This window comes from Mangrovibacterium sp., from assembly GCF_059905295.1.
Genome location: NZ_JBZQJF010000305.1, coordinates 1 through 21,452, shown reverse-complemented (window position 1 = coordinate 21,452; position 21,452 = coordinate 1). Strand labels below are relative to the sequence as shown.

Sequence of the window (21,452 nt, the reverse complement as noted above, 5' to 3'; positions counted from 1 at the left end):
TTGAATTCGTACCTAAATCGTCCCTATTGAAAGAACAAAGGAGCTAAAGCACTGCTCTAACTCCTTGATTTTCAATCTGTCGGGATGACAAGATTTGAACTTGCGACCCCTCGCCCCCCAGACGAGTGCGCTACCAGGCTGCGCTACATCCCGATTAAAGTGCTGCGAAAATAAACATTCCGAACATTACTTCAAAATAAAAAGTGCATTTTGACTCGAGAATGTGGTGATAAACTGAATCTATGAGATCTTAAATAATATTGAAGATCTGAATGTTGAAATTAGCAAGCTTAAGTGTATTTTTGTATGAAATTTTAAAGTATAGAAAATGTTCAAGTCATTAGATTTAGGCGGAAGTGAGCCATCAAATACCAATCAAACAGAAGGAGCTGAAAAGGTAAAATGTTTGATCGTTGGTTCTGGCCCTGCTGGTTATACTGCCGCCATTTATGCGGCACGTGCTAATTTAAGTCCGGTAATGTATGAAGGTTTGCAACCCGGCGGACAGTTGACAACAACGACTGAGGTGGAGAATTTTCCAGGCTATCCGGATGGAATTACCGGACCAGCAATGATGGAGGACTTAAAAAAGCAAGCAGAGCGTTTTGGTACCGATATTCGCTTTGGTTTGGCGACAAAAGTTGACTTTTCAGGTGAAGTGCATAAAGTTTGGGTTGATGATAAGAAACTGATTGAAGCCGAAACTGTAATTTTGGCGACCGGAGCAACTGCGAAATATTTGGGCTTGGCAGACGAACAAAAATATGCTGGGGGTGGAGTTTCTGCCTGTGCAACATGCGACGGATTTTTCTATCGTGGAAAAGATGTTGCTGTTGTAGGCGGGGGAGACACAGCGGCTGAAGAGGCGATGTATCTGGCCGGATTGTGTAATAAGGTTTATATGGTTGTTCGTCGCGACGAATTGAGAGCATCGAAAGTAATGGCTGAAAGAGTTCAGAATACTCCCAATGTGGAAATTCTTTGGAAACACCAGACAAAAGGTTTATTGGGTGATGGTGTTGTTGAGGGAGCGACATTGGTGAAAAATAAAGGTGAAGAGGGTGAGGAAGAAGTAACAATCAAAATTGATGGTTTCTTCCTGGCAATTGGACATAAGCCAAACTCTGACTTTGTGGCTGATTATTTGGATCTGGATGAGGTTGGCTACATCAAAACAGTTCCCGGAACTTCTAAGACAAATGTAGCGGGTGTATTCGCTTGTGGAGATGTGCAGGACTCGCATTACCGCCAGGCTGTTACTGCAGCAGGATCTGGTTGTATGGCGGCGATTGATGCTGAACGTTATTTGTCTGAAAAGAATTCGTAAGCAAGAAATACATGCAAATAAAAAATCCCTTCGGAATTTCCGAAGGGATTTTTTTATTTCTTAGGCAATGATCTCTCGATTATATGTGTCCCATTGCTTTGATTTCTTCACCACTGTATTCTCCGGCAGCCAACTTATCGCGTACTTCAGCGAATGCTTTAATTGTATAGGCTACATCTTCCAGACTGTGTGTTGCAGTCGGAATCAAACGTAGAATGATTTCTCCTTTTGGAATTACCGGGTAAACAACAACCGAACAGAAAATCTGGTAGTTTTCACGCAGGTCGACAACAACGTTTGTTGCTTCAACAACACCACCTTTCATATAAACAGGAGTTACCGGCGTGTTTGTGCGGCCAAGGTCAAAACCTTCAGCTTTTAACCCACTTTGCAGCGCGTTTACAATTGTCCACAAATTCTCGCGAAGTTCTGGTTGGTTTTTCAACAATTCCAGACGTTTTTGAGCTCCAATAACTAATGGCATTGGTAATGATTTCGCGAATGTTTGTGAGCGCATGTTATAACGAAGGTAGTTAACAACGTCGCGGTTACTTGCTACGAAAGCACCAATTGATGCCATTGATTTTGCAAAAGTACAGAACAAGATGTCTACTTCTTCTTGTACATGGAAGTGCTCTGGAGAACCGGCACCTGTAGCACCCATTGTTCCAAAACCGTGAGCATCGTCAACCAATAAACGGAAGTTGAAGTCTTTCTTCAGTGCAACAATCTCGTCCAATTTGCCAAGATCGCCCGACATACCAAAAACACCTTCAGTGATCACTAAAATACCACCTCCTTGTTTTTCGGCTAATTTTGTTGCGCGTTCCAGCTGTTTTCTCAGGTTTTCAATATCGTTGTGTGGGAATACATAACGTTTACCCATGTGTAAACGAACACCATCCAAAATACAGGCGTGGGCTTCGCTATCGTAAACAATTACATCGTTACGACCACAAACTGCATCAATAATTGAAAGCATACCCTGGTAACCGAAGTTAAGAAGGAAAGCATCTTCTTTATTAACGAATGCTGCTAAGTCGCGTTCTAATTGTTCGTGGTAGTCGGTTTGTCCCGACATCATGCGGGCTCCCATTGGGTAAGCGAGTCCCCACTCTGCAGCTGCTTTGGCATCTGCTTCGCGAACTTCAGGGTGGTTCGCTAAACCGATATAATTGTTTAAACTCCAGGTCAGTACTTCTTTACCCTGAAATTTCATGCGAGGCCCGATTTCACCTTCCAGCTTCGGGAATGCGAAATAGCCATGAGCCTGCTTCATATACTGGCCGATATTTCCTTTGTTAGATGTAAACTTATCAAAAATATCCACTTCTATTTGCTTTAAAATTAAACGGTACAAAAGTAATTTTTTTTGGTCACTCTCCAAATCTGTTAAATTATACTAAAGCTTTCCTTTTAAAGAGTTTTCTTATTTATTTTAGCCTTCAATTTTTAATAAAAATGTATCTTTGCCGCCATGCTAAAAAGTCTGAAGAAATACGGATTCATAAGTCTGATGTTACTCTTGTTAACAACAGCTTGTGGGGATTTTAATAAGATCGTAAAAAGTACCGACTACGAATTCAAATACAAGAAGGCACTCGAGTATTATGATGACGGGGAGTACGTACGTTCATCTCAGTTGTTAAAAGAATTAGTTAATATATACCGGGGAACCAGCCGGGCCGATGAGGTTTATTATTATTATGCCAAAAGTTTCCTGGGAATGCAGGATTATATGATGGCAGGTCACTGGTTTCGTACTTTGTTGAACGAGTTTCCAAAATCTCAATATGGAGAAGAAGCTCAGTACATGGTTGGCTTTTGTTTTTATCAGCAATCGCCCAATGCGCGTTTGGATCAGCAGGTTACACAACAGGCGATTGATGCTTTACAATTATTCATCAACCTTTACCCACACAGCGATCGTGTAGAGGAAGCTAACCGCTTGATTATTGAGATGCGCGAAAAGTTGGTATATAAATCGTATTTGACCGGTAAACTGTATTACGATATGGAAAACTACAAAGCTGCAACAGTTGCTTTGACCAATTCGCTGAAAGATTTTCCGGATACAAAGTATCGTGAAGAGCTCATGTTTATGCTTCTGCGAGCTAAGTATTACTTGGCAACCAGATCGGTAGAAGAAAAAAAGGAGCTTCGTTTGAGCGATGCTTTGGATGAATATTTTACCTTTGTCGACGAATACCCGAACAGTGAGCACCGGAAAGATGCAGAAAAGTTCTACAAAACGTTGGCTGAACTGTTACATTATAAAGAGGATATTAATTAATATTAGAATATGGATTTCAAAAAGATCAAAGCTGAAAGCACTACAGTTCCACGAGATTTATCTCAATTGGAATCACAAACAGGTAATGTTTATGAAACTGTTATGATTCTTGCAAAACGTGCTAACCAGATTTCTTCGGAAATGAAGGAAGAGCTGAGCCAAAAATTGCAGGAATTTGCTTCTTACTCTGATAATCTGGAGGAAGTTTTTGAAAACCGTGAGCAAATTGAGATTTCAAAATATTACGAACGTTTGCCTAAGCCTACGTTAATTGCTTGCGAAGAATACAAACAAGAACAGATTTATCACCGTAACCCTGCCAAAGAAAACCGCAAGGCGTTATAATAAAATATTAGCCTTTATGAGGCTTGAAGGAAAACATATCATTTTAGGTGTGACCGGAAGTATAGCTGCCTACAAGGCAGCTTATCTTTTAAGGTTACTAGTGAAAGAAGGTGCCGAGGTTCAGGTTGTGATGACTCCTGCTGCCAAAGAATTCATTACTCCGGTTACCATGAGTGCTTTGTCTACCAAACCGGTGGCATCGGAGTTTTTTGCAGCAAATGACGGTACCTGGCATTCTCATGTCGACATGGGACAATGGGCAGACTTGATGTTGGTTGCTCCGATTACGGCTGCCACGATGGGCAAGTTTGTAACCGGAATTGCTGATAACCTGTTGGTAACAACCTATATGTCGGCTAAATGCCCGGTGATGATTGCACCGGCTATGGATTTGGATATGTTTCAGCATCCTTCAACGCTAAATAATCTGGAAGCCCTGAAATCATTCGGAAATATTATTTTGGAGCCGGCCGAAGGAGAACTGGCCAGCGGACTTCATGGTAAAGGCCGAATGCAGGAACCCGAGCGGATTGTTGAGGAAGTTGTTACTTTCTTCAACGAAAAAAAAAAGCTTCTGAATAAACACTTTCTGGTAACTGCCGGACCAACCTACGAGAAAATCGATCCGGTGCGTTTCATCGGTAACTTTTCTTCGGGGAAAATGGGCTTTGCTTTAGCTGAGGAATTGGCAGAGCAAGGTGCCAAAGTTACTTTGGTGAGTGGTCCTGTAAGTCTTCACACGAATCATCCAAATATTAAACGGGTTGATGTTGTTTCAGCACTTGAGATGAAACAAGCAGCCTTGGACATTTTTCCTGAAACCGATGGAGCCATTATGTGTGCTGCTGTTGCTGATTACCGGCCTAAGTTTCCGGCTCAGCAAAAAATTAAACGGCAAGCAAGTGATATGACCATCGAGTTGGAAGCGAATGATGATATTGCAGCTTGTTTGGGGGAGATGAAACAGAAAGGACAGCTTTTAGTTGGTTTTGCATTGGAGACACAGGACGAACAAAGTAATGCTGTGAAAAAAATGCAACGGAAAAACCTGGACTTCATCGTATTAAATTCCTTGCAGGATAAAGGGGCCGGCTTTGGTGTTGATACCAACAAAATTTCCATCTTGACAAAAGACAATAAAGCGATTGATTTTCAGTTAAAGATGAAGACGGAAGTTGCCCGCGATATTGTTGATCACCTGGCAAGCTGTTTGTAACTAACAGCACGACTTCCGGATTTTTATCTTATTTTTACTTCATTGCCATAACAAACTGCTATGAAGAAACTGAGTAGTCTGCTTGTCGTATTTTTAATCTTCTTTTCCTTTGTCCGTGCTCAGGAATTGCGTTGTAATGTGAGTGTTTCAGCCTCTAAAATTCAAGGGGCAAACCGGAACATCTTCCGTACGATGCAAGCTGATTTGTATGAGTTTATGAACAACCGGACCTGGACAGATCATGTGTACGATATTGATGAGCGGATCGAGTGCAATATTTTCATTCAGTTGGATGAACAAGTTGCATCGGACGAGTTTAAGGGGTCGATGACTGTGCAGTTACGTCGTCCGGTTTTTAATTCGACCTACGAAACAACCCTGCTGAACATTAAGGATAAAGATTTCCATGTGCGTTACCAGGAGTTTCAGCCGATGGATTTTAATATTACCTCTAACAAAGACAATCTCACTAATATCATGGCTTTCTACGCCTATATTATTATCGGTATGGATTACGATTCTTTTTCACCTGAAGGGGGAACGGAATATTTCCAGAAAGCGCAGCAGATTGTCAATAATTCGCAAAGTACAATTTACGAGGGATGGAAAGCCTACGAAAGTGAACGTAACCGGTATTGGCTGGCTGAAAACTTGCTGAACCGTTCGTATTCCGGCTTTCGGCAATGTATCTATCGCTATCATCGCCTGGGATTGGATGTGATGAGTGATAAGCTGGAAGATGGCCGGGCCGAAATTGCCGAATCCTTGAAGTTGTTGCAGCGTATCTACCGGAATAGACCGAATATCTATTTATTCCCGATATTTTTCGATGCTAAGGCGGATGAACTGGTGAATATTTTTTCTGGTTCATACACATCCGAAAAGCAACGTGTATTGTCAATTCTGAATGAGATTGATCCGTCGAACGGGTCCAAATACGAAAAGATTAACGAAGACAATACCTTCAATTTAGATAACTAATAAAAAAATCACAGGTGCTTTTAGAGTTGCATATTTCCAATTATGCCCTGATCGATGAACTGCATATTCAGTTCTACAAGGGCTTCAATATTATTACAGGTGAAACCGGTGCCGGTAAGTCGATTGTACTGGGAGCGTTAGGTTTGGTTATGGGGCAACGTGCCGACCTGAATGTATTGCAGGATAAAGATCGCAAGTGTACCGTTGAAAGTATTTTCAATATTAAAGATTACCGGCTTCAGGACTTCTTTGAAAAAGAAGAACTGGACTATGACGACCAGACGATCCTGCGCCGCGAGATAAGTCCGGCGGGAAAGTCGCGTGCTTTTATCAACGATACGCCCGTGACTTTAAAAGTGATGCAGGAACTGGCTGTTCGCTTGATCGATATTCACTCGCAACACCAAAACCTGGAATTGGGAAACCAATCTTTCCAGTTGAACCTGGTGGATTTGGTGGCGGAAAATGCGACTCTGTTGACCGAATATGGCAAAACATTCCGCGCCAGCCAGAAACAAACCAGGATTTTGCGAGACTTACAGGAAGAGGCCGAAAAAGCAAAGGCTGATTTGGATTATTTCCAGTTTCAGTTTCAGCAATTGGAGGAAGCCAAGTTGAAGGACAGTGAACAAACCGAACTTGAATCGGAACAGGCAACTTTGGAGCATGCCGAAGATATTAAGATGACTTTCGGGCAGTTTGCCGAGGATATGGATGGTGAAGAATTGGGGCTTTTGGTACGTTTAAAGGAGAATGTAAGCCAATTTGGAAAGTTATCAGCTGTCGTTCCTAAGGCTAAAGAAGTGGCTAATCGTTTGGAATCGTGCTACCTGGAATTGAAGGATCTGGTAGCCGATTGCACGGATGTTGCTGAACGTACCGAACATGATCCGGAGCGCATTCAGTTTGTTGCCGAACGCCTGGATATGATCTATGCTTTACAACAAAAGTTCCGTGTAGGATCGGTTGAAGAGCTTTTGCAGCTGAAAGATGAATACGACCAGAAGATTGGACAAATTGCTTCATTTGATGATGAAATAGAAGCTGCGACTGCTAAGTTGGAAGAATTGAAAACGCTGGTTGATACACAAGCTGCAGAGCTGAGTGAACGCCGCCAGGCTGTTGCCGGGCAAATCACGCAATCGGTTGAAGAGGTGCTACAGAAACTGGGGATGATGAATGCTGTCTTCCGTTTGAAGTTTGACGAGCTGGAACAAGCCGGGGCATTTGGTAAAGACGATTTGCGCTTTGCCTTTTCCGGTAATAAAAACGGAGAACCACAGGATATTGCTAAAATTGCCTCCGGTGGTGAAATCTCACGTGTGATGTTGGCATTGAAAGCATTAATAGCCAACAGCAAATCGTTACCAACCATTATTTTCGACGAAATAGATACAGGAATTTCCGGTGAGGTAGCCCTTAAAATGGGAACTATTCTGAAAGAAATGTCGGGCAATGTGCAAATCATCAATATAACGCACTTACCACAGATTGCCGGTAAAGGTGAACATCACTTCAAAGTTTATAAATACGATGAGGAAGAGCGTACCTATACGTCGATTCGTCAGCTGGGAGCCGATGAACGTATTGAAGAACTGGCACAAATGCTAAGTGGAGCCAATGCTTCGGACACAGCGCGGAAAACAGCCCGGGAATTGTTACAATAGTTTTCGTGCCTGCCGCAGAGCCTTTGTACTACGGACGGGCGGATTTACCAGTTGCTTTTCTGAACGTGCGACTTGTCGGATAAACCAGTCAACCCGCCCGATGGAGTTCGCCGCTTATCCGACAAGGTTCAAGGGGTATTCGACAGGGCTTACCTGTTGACCGATAGCCCTCACGGCTCACCCGATTAAATTCACCGATTGTAAGATAAAGTTCACGGGTCACCTGAAAAGATTCACAGTTCGGGTGAATGAACTCCTGTCTCATCCGCCTGAGGCGACAGGTCGTTCGGTAAAGTCCGCGGGTTACCCGATAGAGTTCACGGGTTACCCGACAGAGTTCACCGGTTGTTTGATAATGCTAGTTGGTAGACCGATAGAATTGGCTAAAGCCTCGATTGAAGAATTTCTGTGATTTCAGCCGGGCCAATGTCAGCATGTTCTCCGACTTTGAAGCCCCGTTGTTCGAAGCGGTCAGCAATTTGTTTGATTGTTTCAGTCGGAACGTCATAATCGGGGAGCTTGGTTTTAATGCCCATCTTTTCAAAGAATTCCACGGTTTTGGCAATTGCGGCATCAATGCGCTCGTCGGTTGTGCCGTCAGTAATTCCCCATATTCGTTCTCCGTACTGTAATATTTTAGCCTCTTTGCTTTGTCTTTTTAAATCCATCATGCCCGGTAAAACAATGGCCAGCGTTTGAGCATGATCAATACCATGGTAAGCAGTTAGCTCGTGACCAATCATGTGGGTTGCCCAGTCTTGCGGAACACCCACTGCGATTAAACCATTTAAGGCCATTGTCGCACTCCACATAAAGTTCGCTGCTGCGTCGTAATCGTTTCGGTTTGCCAGTACTTTGGGGCCTTCTTCCACTAAGGTGTGCAGAATACCTTCCGCCATGCGGTCTTGCAGAGGTGCATTAACCGGGTAGGTGAGGTATTGTTCCATGACATGAACGAATGCATCAACAACACCATTGGCAACCTGCCGATCCGGAAGCGAAAAGATAACCTCGGGATCAAGAACTGAAAATTGTGGCATTACCAGTGGTGACCCGAAAGCCAGTTTTTCCTGTGTTTCAATTTTAGATACAACCGAACCTGCATTCATCTCTGATCCGGTGGCCGGAAGAGTAAGCACGGTACCAATAGGCAGGGCCTTGTTGACTTCCGCATGCTTGGCTAAAATATCCCAGGGATCGTCGCCTTCAAAACAAAATGCAGCTGCAATAAACTTTGTTCCGTCGATAACAGAACCACCGCCTACGGCCAGCAAATAATCAATTTTTTCTGCTTTACAAAGCGCAACGGCTTTCATTAGTGTTTCGAATTTCGGATTGGGCTCAATGCCACCAAATTCAAGTACTTGTAATCCTTTTGTGGCTTCTTTTACCTGATCGTAAACGCCGTTTTTGAAGATACTTCCTCCACCGTAGGTTAACAGGATTTTGCTGTCGGCAGGAAGTTGGTCACTAATGTTGGTGATTTGTCCTTTCCCGAACAGAATTTTGACGGGATTTTGGAAAATAAAATTGTTCATGGTCTAATACTTTGTTTTCTAATGTCTATTGTCAAAGTTATAAAATCGTAAGTATTCTATCCGTTAATAACTGAGTTCGACCTTAAAATATTTTCACAGAAAGTCATAATTGCGTCCGGTTTTTATTTAAAACTGCGAAGTCATAACGGGTTATTTCGAGGAGTTTTAAATAAAAAGATGGTGTGAGAAGGACTTTCCCTCTTAGGGCTTTGCTCTTTTTGTCATAAACTTCCTCCGATTTTCTTGAATTATCCCGATAGTACTTCGAAAACCGGTGAAAGTTTCTGATCAAAAAGAGCTAAAGCTGTGAATCATTTTAAAATCGAACTCAGGTTAATAAGTTTTAAAGCCTTAATTTTACAGGAAAATAGTTTATATGGAATTTCCCGGAAGAGAAGAATTAATTGATCGTTACCAGAAATATTCTGACGAAGAATTACTGGCCGTTTTAAAACATGCACAAGACTATCAAGAGCTTGCTGTTGAAGCTGCGCGGGAAGTTGCAGAAAGCCGCGGAGTGGATATTGCTTCAATTCAGAGCCAAACGCATAAGCATCGTCCCAGTATTTTTCCGGGCTTTGCCAATGCGGAGAAAGCGATGAAGTTGATCAAAAGTATTCAACGACTCTTCTATTTTGTGGCTTTAATTCCATTTATCACAGGTGCTTTAAGTTTTACCGATGGTTATCCTTCGCTGGCTTTGGTTTACGGCGGTATTGCCATCCTCTGGGCAGTAGTTGCTTTTTTAGCTGTAAGTCGCAAAAGGCATCAAATGGTGCTGCTGATGTTTTTACTGCTTATTTTCATGCTTGTAACGCGGTACATGACAGCAGGCTTTCCTCCGGCTGTTCAAACGGTTGATTGGGTGGTGTACGGAATTATTCTGGTGGCGATTCTTTACTTACTCGTTTATTTCAAAATTTTAATCCGCGATTACTTGTCAAAAGACTAATGCATAGCGGCAGGCTGTGTCGCTTTCATATTTCTCTGTTTACCTGCCAAATTCGGTTACTAGTCGATTTACCCTCGATGGCTGTGTCCAATCATCTTACCTTTGAGACATAATTGATTGATATATGCGTCTGATCACTTCTATCTTATTCGTTTTCCTAGTCGGATTTTCCTTTTCAGCTTGTCATTATGCACAAGTTAAGGATGAGGAAGAGATGAGTGTTCCCGTATCCGAATTTAATAAGGTCTTTGTAAAAGGGAATTTCACGATTAGGCTCGAGCAGAGCGGTCGCCCCGGCGTGCATATCCGGGGGTTAAAAGAAACACTCGAAACAATTGATGTTAACAGCGATGCGGAATCGGGATGGCTGGAGTTGAGAAGAGATCGGTTTAGTCTGAATAGCCCGGAAGTTATTCTTCAGTTTAGCGATCTTGAGAAGATTAAAATTGAAGGTGGGGCAACCATTGAAACGAAAGGGTACCTAAACTTAAACGAACTTGAGGTGCAGGTAGAAGGAGGAGCGAATATTAAATTAAAAATGAAAGCGGACAAAGTAGATATTAGTGGTGAAGGAGGAGGCGTGTTCGAGCTCGAAGGTGCTAGTCCGCAGCTTTCGGCAAGACTTTCGGGAGCTGCTTATCTGAAAGCAGCAGATTTTACGACTGATTCAACTTCTGTTCAGATTGAAGGGCTGGGCTTTGCAACTTTGCATGTAAACAAGTATTTGAATGCTCACCTTGAAGGATTGGGGAAAATCAGTTATTCCGGTGATCCTGTGGTTGATCAATCGGTTGACGGACTTGGAAAAATAGAACGAAAATAAGGCTTCAATTCACGTTAAATAGTTTTTGTGGAAGGTTTCGGATTGGCGAAATCTTCCTTTTTTCTTTTCTAAAATACCCCTCTTAGAGATTTTTAACTTAGATTTTTTAATCATTATTGTTATTTTTGGGTTTCACGCGTAAAATTCCGAAAAATATTAATTGGAAAAGTAATCTTATATATCTAAAAAAGAGTTGTTTATGAAACGTATTTTATTAGGAGTTGTATTCTTGTTGGGGGCGTTCTCCGTATTTGCGCAGGATGCAGCAGAATTGATTAATCAAGGTAATGATGCATTAACGGCAAAAGATTATGCCAAAGCGTTCGAATTGTATGATAAAGCAATGAATAACCTTGGTGATGTACAGGTTGACGATGCGATCAACTTCAATATTGGTTTTGCAGCTATGCAAGCTGAAAAGTATGATGCTGCCGTAAAATATTTCGACAAAGCGATTGCAGCTGATGCTAACAAAGCTTCTGCACTGGAGTTTAAAGCTAACTCGTTAGCAAAACTGAATAAAGATGATGAAGCGATTGCAGCTTATAAAGAAGCGATTACTGCAGCCGAAGCAGACAAAGCTCCTGCATTGAACTATAACGCTGGTATTGTTGCTTACAAGGCTAAAAAATATGCTGATGCTGCTTCTTTCTTTACTGCTGCTGATGCTGGTGGTTACAACAGTGAAAATGCCATTTTCTACAAGGCAATGGCGCTTCGTAAGTTGAATAAAGACGATGAGTTCAAAGCTACTTTGGAAGCTGGTGCTGCTAAATACCCGGGTAACGACAAAATTACCGGTGCTTTGGCAAACGTTTATGTTGGTGAAGGAAACACATTGTATAAAAAGGGTGTGAAAATTCTGAATGGTGCCAATCAACAAGTTCAGGCCGGAACAATTAAAACAACTGATGAAGCTTACACGAAAGCTGTAGCTGATTCAAAAGTTCAGTTTCAGGCTGCTTACGATGTGTTGCAAAAAGCAACTGCATTGGATGCGGGAAATGCGAATGCTAAAAAATTGATTGAAGCTTGTAAATCGGTTTTATAAGACGTCTTCATCAAAATATTGTGAAGGGTGAGCCATCGGCTTGCCCTTTTTTCGTTCGATGGGGAGAGTCTGTTAATTTTGTTGGCGAAAATAAATGAACCGCTCAATGAAAAAAACTGCCTTACTAATTCTCCTTGTTTTTGCCCAGTTTATCTCTATGGCGCAGGATCAGCGTCCGTTTTATCTCTGGGGAGGTGTTGCTGCTACCGTCAATCTTGCTTCAAACAATCAATTTTGTGCCAGTACCAAAACATATTACCGTACAAACGACAGTTTTCGGGAAATGAGCTATTTGGATTTGAAAGTTTTGCATCGCTATGCCGACTGGTTTAAATTGGGCCTTGGCTTCCGTTTTACACAACGGCCAAAAGTTACAGGAGACGATTATGAGTATCGTCCGCAGTTAATCGGTTCTTTTTCTCAACGGTGGAATAAGCTGAAGTTTCGTTCCACCTTACGCCTGGAACAACGCTGGTTTAAGTACAGCCAAAATCATCAGCGCCTCTATCAAAATTTCTTTATAGACTTTCCGACAATGAAAGAACAATGGCTGCGTCCGATTATTGGCGAAGAGTTATTTGTCAAATTCAATCAGGATAATTTGCATTTAGCGCGTATTTATGGCGGAATGGAAGTTTTCTCAGCTGCGCATTGGGCAGTCGATTTATTTTATGTGTGGCAAAGTTCTCAAAAGACTGCTTATTGGCTTCAATCAGATGTGGTGTATCTAAATATGAAGCTTAAAATCTGATCAGAAGGAATACCGCAAGCTAATGCGACTTGCGAAATTGCGGGGCATGGCTGGATAATAGTACCGGGGCTGTTGGTTGCCGAAGGATGAAGCATTAATTAAAACCATCGAAGCATAATGCTCGTCCAGCAGATTCAGAACCGAAGCTGTACAATTCAGTTCGAGCTGATTCCAGTGCTTTTTATAGTTGGCCGTAATGTTTATCACTTGCCAGGCATCGGCATAAATACTGTTGTCGTCGCGAAGCGGAATTTCCCCGTTATATTGATATTGAATCAGCAGTTGGAGCTTTTGTTTCCAGTCCGAATCGAGAGCCAGATTATAGCGTTGTTTCGGACTGCCGGTTAAATCATTGCCGCTGTAATCCTTGTTGTCGTCCACAAAGCTTTTAAAGGTATAAGGGCTGTAGTTTCCGCTACACTGAAGTTTGCTTCCCCAGTTTGGACGTTTTAACCAATGGTAATTCAGGTTGAGTTCAATGCCTGGATGTTCGGTTGTTCCGGCATTAATTCCCATGTAAGCATCTTCTGCAGTCCTGCGGGCAACCAGCAGGTTTTTAATTTTCATATAATAAACCGAAAGGTCGTAATACAAGGTCGTACCAATGTTACCGCGGCTTCCCAATTCGTAATTCCAACCGGTTTCAGGCTTTATGTTGGTGTTGAGTTGTCCGCTGGGAAGTAAGGTTTCTTCCAGGCTTGGAGGTGAGAAACCGTGGCTTACTGTACCGTAAAGGGCAATTGTTGGCGACAAGGAATAGCTCGCAGCAAGTCGGGGAGAGATCACCGGATTGAAGCGATGCGAAGCCGATTGATCGCCATCGATAGTATACAGATCGTGATAGCGGTAGTTGGTAATATTCAGGTTAACACCTCCTGTAAGGCGCAGCTTCCTGGTTGAAAAATTAACTTGCCCAAAGAAATTGGCATAGCTGCGTTTCTCCCGGTTATCGCTTAACGGAATAAAATGATCGGGTGCTTCAAAGGTTTGCCAGTTGTAGTTTTCCCAAAAGCTTTCGTTGCCCAGAGTGGTGGTTAAAAGCCCGCGGTTTAGCTCGTAGATTTTTTCTACCAGTACGCGAAGTCCTTTATAGTTGTCATCTTCTTCCAGGTAGTTAAACGGTCGTAGCTCTCTCATGGCTTTGCGCTGGCCAAAGAGGCTGATCGTACTTGTAAAGCGGTTGCCCCAATCTGATTGTACTGAAAGACCGCCAAGCTGCTTTTGATAATCCTCGTAACCTTTGACGGAAGCCCAGTTTTCGGCAGCTGCCCGCGGATTATTCTGAAAAGTATCCCAATCAACTGAGCTGGGAATATAAGCTTTAAGATCGGTTTGTAGTAAAATGAGGTTAAACTGGTGATCGCCGGCCTTGTATTTACCCACATAACTGAAGTTTGTGCGATCGGTTTCGTTGTTCTTGCGATAGCCGTCGGCCTTTAAACGATCTACAAAAAAAGCATGGCTCCAATTGGCATCACTCAACCGAATGCCGGCTTTATATTGTTGTCGGTTATAGCTTGCCAGGCTTGCTGTTGCATAAAATAGATTGGTTGGCTTGTCATCAATCCGAAGCAGGATCGTACCTCCCAATCCGGAGCCGTAATAGCCCGATGCAGGCCCTTTAATGATTTCCAAATGATCGATCAGGGAAAGGTCTATATCTTCGAGAGTCGTTTCACCGGTTCCGTTTGTCAAAGGGATGTCCTGCAGATAAGCTCTCACCTTGTTTGATGCATAAGGCGAACGACTACCGATTCCGCGAATGGTAATCCGGTTTGTATTTAAACTGCCACTTTGCATATACACTCCGGGAACCTGGTTGATCGAATAATCGATTTGCTGTGCCGGAACAGCCTTCAGCTCAGTGTCAGAAATTAGCGCAATAGCACCGGGGATTTTCGTTAATTTTTGAGCATAACGAAAGGCCTGTACCCGGATTTCTTCAACACGGATCGTATCGTCAAGAGAATCGTTGTTCTGCAGGCTGGGGGTTTGCGCGTAAGCCGGCTGAAGCCCGGTTAAAGAAAAGGCTGCCGAAAAGAACAGACCGTTAAGTAACCGTCTTAATCTTTGATCTTTTTCGGTTTGCAGAGTTTGTCTTCTTTTTTGGCTAGGCTTCCGCACTTTTTACATTTGTATTTCGGATTTTCCGGATCTTTGTAGTCGTCTTTTTTACAAGCTGTTTTTCCCATTGTTTTGTTCCTCGCTTTCTAATTGTTTTCACGGGAACCTGTGGTATTAAAAATCCTGTTCCCGATGAGTAAGAACAACGTTAAGCTTGAAATTGTTTTTCAGATGGTTGGCCATTTGTTCAGCAGCATACACCGAACGGTGTTGACCGCCCGTACAGCCAAAGCTTACTGAGAGATTGGTAAATCCCCTTTTTTGATACACATTCACCGACTGATCCACCAACGCATAAATGTGTTTCAAAAATTCGGCCATATCCGAGCGGCTTTCCAGAAAATCAATCACGTCCTGATCTCTTCCGGTCAACTGTTTATATTCGTCGTAGCGTCCCGGGTTGTGGATAGCACGGCAATCGAAAATGTAACCCCCGCCATTACCCGAAGGATCTTGCGGTAATCCTTTTTTATAGGAGAAACTTGCAACCCGGACAGTCAATTCTTGTTTCTGCTGACCAATTTCACGCAGGTATTCCGATTCCGAAACAGCTCTTAGAACTTTGAACAGCTCATTCAACTCAACCGGTATGGTGTGATTTTCCAGTAAGTAGGCCAGGTTGTCGAGGGCAAAAGGAATACTCTTCAGGAAATGTTCCTTTTTCTCGTAAAAGCCGCGGAAACCATAAGCACCCATTGCCTGCATAATCCGGATAAGCACATATCCTGAAAAGAATGCTTTAAACCGATCGCGTTTCACGTCCTTGTACTTTTCCAGCTCGTCGAGGTAGAAGTCGAGCAGTTCATTCCGAATGTCTTGCGGAATGTCGGCTTTGGCATCGTAAAGCAGCGAAGCTAAATCGTATTGCAAAGGCCCTTTACGACCACCCTGATAATCGATGAAGGCTACCTTATTATCGCGAAGCATGATGTTGCGCGACTGAAAATCGCGGTAGAGAAAATAATCGCTTTCGGCTTGAAGTAAATATTGGGTGAAGGTCTTGAAATCGTCTTCCAGCAATTGTTCGTCGAACGGAATTTTGGCCAGTTTTAGGAAATAGTATTTGAAGTAGTTCAAATCCCACATCATCGATTGCTCATCGAAAGCAGATCGTGGATAGCAATACGAATAATCTATTCCCTGTCCTGCGGAAATTTGCAGTTTCGGTAAATCCAGCAGAACGCGCTTGTACACATTCACCACCTTTTCCGAAAAGCCTTCCCGTTCGCGCGCCTTACTCAGATAATCAAAGAGTGTCAGGTTGCCTAAATCTTCCTGCAAATAGCAAGTCTCAGCATCGTTAACCGCGTAAATTTCGGGTACCGGCATATTTTCGGCAAAAAAATGCTTGGTGAAGGCAATGAAAGCCTGGTTTTCCTTCACGTCGGCATTATGCGCACCAATGGCATGATGATTTTTACTCTTAATGCGACAATATTCCCGGTACGACCCCGAGGCCGGTAATAATTCAAATGCGGTCATTTCTTCGCCGAAATGCTTTTCGTATAAGCGAATAACTTCTTCTTTGATCTGTAAATCCACGTGTGAATGCTTTTATTTTTGTCTCTTAAATCTATCAGTTAAAACCGTCTTATCGGATTGATCAGACGACTAATGTCGCAAAGTTAAAAGAATTTGTGAGCGGGTAGGGGAAAAGCTGTTTTACTTCCTGTTTTTCAAATGAGGGCTAAAAACTGATATTTATCACTTAAATGTCCGAATTAGATATCAAAATTCAAAAACATGCTGCTCAGCATGTTTTTTAACATTGGGGTAACACTTGTTTGTGTTTTTCAGCATATCTTTGTCGTAGATTTTATTTCATAAGTTTAGGTTTGATTAGTTTTATTGGTTTAGTTAGGTTTGAAAAGGGTAGATAGAGATCTACTCTTTTTTTTGCTCTAAACTGAAGGAGTTTGGGTTTCGAGTTCCAGGTTCCAAGTCTCAAGTCTCAAGTCTCAAGTCTCAAGTCTCATAAGATAACCTTATTCCATTATTTAACCTTAGTAGAATATCGTACCACTCTGCATCCCTAAGCTTATTCCCTTATTTTAGTCCGTTTTCTCTGAGGTAGAGACAGTTTTGAGTTCCAAGTTCCAGGTTTCTGGAGTAATAGGACAGTTGTCCCGGGAAGCGTTTAAGCAAGTTAATAAGAAGAAAATCCACAAACTTGAAAACTGATCCTTTTTGAGTGGACGGTTTGTGTAAGGATGTCGATGGATGACTTACCCCAAAGAATTAGCCTTGTCTGAAATTTTATCCCCCGACCGTCGCCTTGATTCCTTGTTCTGCAAAAAGGCGTGTCGCCATTTCTAGCTGTTGCTCGTTGGGGGGCGACAGATTCAGCGCCTGGTATCTACTTCCCAGTTTTTGATGTTTTCCTTTGGCAATATCGTGGTAGGGCAGAAGGTTTACTTGCTTTCGTTCCCAGGGAATCGATGCCAGGAAAGCAGCTTCATTCTGAATTGTTTCTTCATCAGTATTCACGCCATCGATAAACGGAATCCGAATAATGAAATCGCATCCGTTTTCAGCTAACAGGCGAATATTCGAGAGGATCTGCTCATTCGGCACACCTGTGTATTTCCGGTGTACTTCAGAATTCCATGCCTTCAGATCGACCAGGAAAAGCTCGGTACGACTGGCAACATCCAAAATCACCTCAGGCTTCGCAAACAAGGTTGTGTCCACCACCCGGTGAATGTCCCGCTCACCACAACGATCGAGCAATTTAATCAGTTTACGGTGATGCATCAAAGGTTCTCCTCCCGAGAAGGTTACACCACCTTCTGAATGGTCGAAAAAGACAGTTTCCCGTTCGATCACATGCATCAGTTCTGCTGTAGAATATTCCCGACCCGACATCTCGATGGCTTTTGTCGGGCACACTTCGGCACATTTTCCACACAGGTTGCAGAGTTCCGCATCGGTTTTAATACCATCGGGTGTTAGTTCCAGTGCATTGTAGGGGCAAATTTCAATACATTTTACCGCGCCAATGCATTTCGAAGCGGTGTACATTTTCTGTGCATTGCGGTTAATACTTTCGGGGTTGTGACACCACACACAGGACAACGGACATCCTTTAAAAAAGATGGTTACCCGAATTCCGGGTCCGTCGTTGATCGCATATTTTTTTATGTCGAAAATAAGTCCTATCTCCATTTTGAGTATTCAAGTTTTAGAAGATTAGGACGCGATTGAGAGCGATTGACGATGGAAAACAATTGTCTTCTCTTTACAACAGCCTTCAACCGCGTTCTTCTAATTAGAATGATTCGTTTTCGGTTCGGTCAATCACTTCTTGTTGCAAGTCGGTATTCATATCGTTGAAATAGTCGCTGTAACCGGCCATGCGTACCAGCAGGTCTTTGTAATCTTCGGGGCAAGCCTGAGCCGCCAGTAAGGTTGCTGTATCCACAATGTTGAACTGAATATGGTGACCTCCCATTGAAAAATAGCTGCGGATTAGTTTTGCCAGCTTGGCAATATCTTCATCGCGCTTCAACAGGCTCGGTAGAAATCGTTGGTTTAGCAACGTCCCGCCCGATTTGGTTTGATCCAACTTAGTTAACGAGCGAATTACGGCAGACGGTCCGTTGGTATCGCAACCATGTGAGGGTGAAGTTCCATCGGAAATCGATTTTCCGGCCAAACGGCCATTTGGAGTTGCGCCCATTACTTTCCCAAAGTAAACATGGCAGGTGGTCGACAACATATTGAGATGGAAGGTTTCGCCTTTGGTGTTCGGTTTTCCATCAATCGCAGCGAGCAAATCATTGTACACCTGGACGGCGATCGAATCGGCATATTCATCGTCGTTTCCAAAGAAAGGCGTATTATTCAAAATGGTTTGCCGCAAAATTTCGTCTCCTTCAAAATTACGTTGAATGGCATCCATGATCGTGTCCATACTGAAGGTTTTCGATTCGAAGACATGCTTTTTCAGTGTGCTCAAGCTATCGGTTACTGTACCCAGCCCGGTACATTGAATATAGTTGGTGTTATAGCGAGGACCTGCATCGTAGTAGTCACGCCCTTTAGCAATACAATCGTCCATCAGAACCGACAGGAGTGGAGCGGGGGCGTATTTGGCAAACATCCGGTCGATGTAGTTGCTGACGCGGATCTTTTGATCAACAATGAAATTCAGTTGCTGCAGGAAGGCACCGTACAATTCGTCGAATGACTTAAACGCGCACGGGTCGCCGGTAGCAATACCCACTTGTTTCCCGGTTACCGGATCATTTCCGTTGTTCATGGTTACTTCCAGAATTTTAGGTACGTTCAGATAGCCAGTCAGAATGTAGGCTTCCTTTCCGAATGCTCCAACTTCAATACAGCCACTGCATCCACCTTCGCGGGCATCTTCAATGCTTTTCCCCTGACGTACCAATTCCATAATGTAGGTATCCGGGTTGAAAACAGAGGGGTAGCCATGTCCCTGACGAATGACTTTGCAACCTGCTTTCAGGAAACGTTCGGGTGTTCGCGAACTGATGTGAATGGCGCTTCCCGGTTGCAAAATATGCAGTTCCTCAATAATTTCGAGCATGATGTACGAAACCTCGCTGGTGCCATCAGAGCCATCGCGGCGAACACCGCCAATATTGAGGTTTGTGAAATCGTTGTAAGTGCCACTTTCTTTGGCGGTAATTCCCACTTTGGGAGGTGCCGGTTGGTTGTTCACTTTAATCCAGAAACAACAAAGCAGTTCTTTGGCATCCTCGCGGTTTAATGTGCCTTCGTCCAGTTGGTGGTTGTAGAAAGGTTCCAGATGTTGGTCAAAATGTCCGGGATTCATGGCGTCCCAACCGTTCAATTCTGTGATGGTTCCCAGGTGAATCCACCAGTACATCTGAATGGCTTCCTGAAAAGTTCGCGGTGCATGTGCCGGAACCCAACGGCAGACTTCTGCAATTTTTTGCAACTCGGCAATGCGTTTCGGATTGGTTTCCATTTTGGCCATTTCTTCAGCTAAATCAGCGTGGCGTTCTGCGAAAAGGATCGCTGCATCGCACGAAATGGCCATAGCTTTCAGTTCTTCCAACTTATCCGTGGCCTCCGGATCGTTCATGAAATCCAGCCTGTCGATATGAGTCTGAATATCTTTTTTGAAGTCCAGCAATCCTTTTTTGTAAATCTTTCCGTCGAGTGCGGTATGCCCGGGTGCCCGTTGTTCCATGAACTCGGTAAACAGTCCGGCCTCATATGCAGCTTGCCATTCTTTAGGTACGTGTCCAAATATCCGCTCACGTATTGTACGGCCCTGCCAGTATGGAATAACTTCGCGTGCGTAAGTGTCAATGTCTTCCTGCGAGATGGTATAGCGTTGTAGTTCACGGGTATTCAATACATTCAGATCTTCAACACTGTGGCAAGTCAACTCCGGGAAGGTCGGGACGCACTTGGGTTTTGGTCCGCGTTCACCAACGATTAATTCGCCGTCACCAATATAGATTGTTTTCTTTTGGCAAAGCTCCATGAAATTCATGGCCCGCAACACAGGGATCGAATACTTGCCGTAGTTTTCTTTATAAAATGCTGTTTCAAGCAGTGCTCGTTCAATGTCGAGAGAGGGCTCGGTGTCTACGCTTAGTTGGCGTAATTGCTGAATCCGTTCATTCATTCCGGGAGCCTTATTCATATCACTGCTAAAATTGCTTGATGAACGGGCAGTCCGTTCGGGTTCTTTATTGATGGTTGCTGAATTCATTTGGTTCTCTTTTTCTGTTAATGTATAAAGCCTGTAAATTCATCACGTACGCAAAACGTGCACAACGTATTTTGATGATAGAAAATAAAGGGAAATCTCCTGTTTCAGCTAAGTGAAACAAGTTTCGAAATCAGACAGCCTGATCGTAGAACATCAGGCAATTGAAAAGTCGGCGGTAAGAATGAGTTAGTGTCACTATTACAGGCATATCATTCAATTAATTAAAACCAAAAGTATAGATTAATATCTAAAATGGAATTGTTTTTGTCGATTTTGTATGTGTTTTAACTATCTGTTTTCCTATTCTTTATAGCGGATAAAAAGGTGCTAAAATATGTAAGCAATCAAATGGTAATAAAAGCCATGGTTCACACGGTTGATGCAGGGTTGAGCGTTTTTTTGATTCGTTATTAGGTTTTTTTAACAAATATTTTTCCCCTGAAGTAAAATGATAATCTCTTTTATTAATGCATATTTGTAAGTCGATTTTATTTTTGATGAGATTTGAGTGTAGCTAGACTTATAATGAAAATCAAACAGATGCCTCAGATTGCTCAGAAACTAATAAGTGTTGTTTTGACGCAATCGCGCATCGCAGGTACATTTGCGAAGAGTGGAATGCAGGATGTTACCTCCCAAAAGTTTGATCGTGTTTGGTTCGATGTTAC

16 protein-coding genes and 1 tRNA gene are annotated in these 21,452 nt (G+C 42.9%); 10 read left to right on the top strand and 7 right to left on the bottom strand.

The window, feature by feature from the left end; translation table 11 throughout:
* Positions 1–79 precede the first annotated feature (79 nt).
* Positions 80–153 (bottom strand) — tRNA-Pro (locus AC37HE_RS15420).
* 175 nt (positions 154–328) lie between these two features.
* Here AC37HE_RS15420 and trxB point away from each other — a divergent pair.
* Entirely contained in the window at positions 329–1,327 is a 999-nt protein-coding gene (trxB, locus tag AC37HE_RS15415; RefSeq protein ID WP_500783762.1) for a thioredoxin-disulfide reductase, read from the top strand.
* A gap of 79 nt (positions 1,328–1,406) precedes the next feature.
* On the opposite strand, the gene AC37HE_RS15410 is transcribed toward trxB, so the two are convergent.
* Entirely contained in the window at positions 1,407–2,687 is a 1,281-nt protein-coding gene (locus AC37HE_RS15410; protein ID WP_500783760.1) for an aminotransferase class I/II-fold pyridoxal phosphate-dependent enzyme, read from the bottom strand.
* Between the two features lie 117 nt (positions 2,688–2,804).
* Here AC37HE_RS15410 and AC37HE_RS15405 point away from each other — a divergent pair, with 117 nt between their 5' ends.
* The 5 genes from AC37HE_RS15405 to recN are packed head-to-tail and all read left to right on the top strand — an operon-like array spanning position 2,805 to position 7,829.
* On the top strand, positions 2,805–3,620 hold the full coding sequence (locus tag AC37HE_RS15405; RefSeq protein WP_500783758.1) for an outer membrane protein assembly factor BamD: 816 nt from the start codon (positions 2,805–2,807) through the stop codon (positions 3,618–3,620).
* 9 nt (positions 3,621–3,629) lie between these two features.
* A complete protein-coding gene (locus AC37HE_RS15400; protein WP_500783756.1) occupies positions 3,630–3,965 on the top strand; it encodes a DNA-directed RNA polymerase subunit omega in 336 nt (111 codons plus the stop codon).
* Positions 3,966–3,981: 16 nt separating this feature from the next.
* Entirely contained in the window at positions 3,982–5,181 is a 1,200-nt protein-coding gene (coaBC, locus tag AC37HE_RS15395; RefSeq protein WP_500783754.1) for a bifunctional phosphopantothenoylcysteine decarboxylase/phosphopantothenate--cysteine ligase CoaBC, read from the top strand.
* Between the two features lie 60 nt (positions 5,182–5,241).
* Complete coding sequence (gene porD, locus AC37HE_RS15390; protein ID WP_500783752.1) at positions 5,242–6,162, top strand: type IX secretion system protein PorD; 921 nt, start codon at positions 5,242–5,244, stop codon at positions 6,160–6,162.
* Positions 6,163–6,176: 14 nt separating this feature from the next.
* A complete protein-coding gene (recN, locus tag AC37HE_RS15385) occupies positions 6,177–7,829 on the top strand; it encodes a DNA repair protein RecN (RefSeq protein WP_500783750.1) in 1,653 nt (550 codons plus the stop codon).
* A 383-nt stretch (positions 7,830–8,212) separates the two neighbouring features.
* Here recN and AC37HE_RS15380 read toward each other — a convergent pair whose 3' ends face one another.
* Positions 8,213–9,367 (bottom strand): iron-containing alcohol dehydrogenase, encoded by a 1,155-nt coding sequence (locus AC37HE_RS15380; protein WP_500783749.1) that lies wholly within the window; start codon positions 9,365–9,367, stop codon positions 8,213–8,215.
* 376 nt (positions 9,368–9,743) lie between these two features.
* Between AC37HE_RS15380 and AC37HE_RS15375 the strand changes: the two genes are divergently transcribed.
* From AC37HE_RS15375 to AC37HE_RS15360, 4 genes are all read left to right on the top strand, one after another.
* Positions 9,744–10,319, top strand: coding sequence for a hypothetical protein (locus AC37HE_RS15375; RefSeq protein ID WP_500783747.1), 576 nt, complete (start codon positions 9,744–9,746; stop codon positions 10,317–10,319).
* 124 nt (positions 10,320–10,443) lie between these two features.
* Entirely contained in the window at positions 10,444–11,142 is a 699-nt protein-coding gene (locus AC37HE_RS15370) for a head GIN domain-containing protein (protein WP_500783746.1), read from the top strand.
* A gap of 199 nt (positions 11,143–11,341) precedes the next feature.
* Complete coding sequence (locus AC37HE_RS15365; RefSeq protein ID WP_500783744.1) at positions 11,342–12,193, top strand: tetratricopeptide repeat protein; 852 nt, start codon at positions 11,342–11,344, stop codon at positions 12,191–12,193.
* A 106-nt stretch (positions 12,194–12,299) separates the two neighbouring features.
* Complete coding sequence (locus AC37HE_RS15360) at positions 12,300–12,944, top strand: DUF2490 domain-containing protein (RefSeq protein ID WP_500783742.1); 645 nt, start codon at positions 12,300–12,302, stop codon at positions 12,942–12,944.
* On the opposite strand, the gene AC37HE_RS15355 is transcribed toward AC37HE_RS15360, so the two are convergent.
* The 4 genes from AC37HE_RS15355 to hypD form a co-directional block, all read right to left on the bottom strand.
* Positions 12,945–15,068 (bottom strand): TonB-dependent receptor, encoded by a 2,124-nt coding sequence (locus tag AC37HE_RS15355; protein WP_500783740.1) that lies wholly within the window; start codon positions 15,066–15,068, stop codon positions 12,945–12,947.
* 114 nt (positions 15,069–15,182) lie between these two features.
* Entirely contained in the window at positions 15,183–16,610 is a 1,428-nt protein-coding gene (locus AC37HE_RS15350; protein WP_500783739.1) for a RapZ C-terminal domain-containing protein, read from the bottom strand.
* 714 nt (positions 16,611–17,324) lie between these two features.
* On the bottom strand, positions 17,325–18,233 hold the full coding sequence (locus AC37HE_RS15345) for a glycyl-radical enzyme activating protein (RefSeq protein ID WP_500783737.1): 909 nt from the start codon (positions 18,231–18,233) through the stop codon (positions 17,325–17,327).
* A gap of 103 nt (positions 18,234–18,336) precedes the next feature.
* Positions 18,337–20,784, bottom strand: coding sequence for a trans-4-hydroxy-L-proline dehydratase (gene hypD / locus AC37HE_RS15340; RefSeq protein ID WP_500783736.1), 2,448 nt, complete (start codon positions 20,782–20,784; stop codon positions 18,337–18,339).
* Positions 20,785–21,452 lie beyond the last annotated feature (668 nt).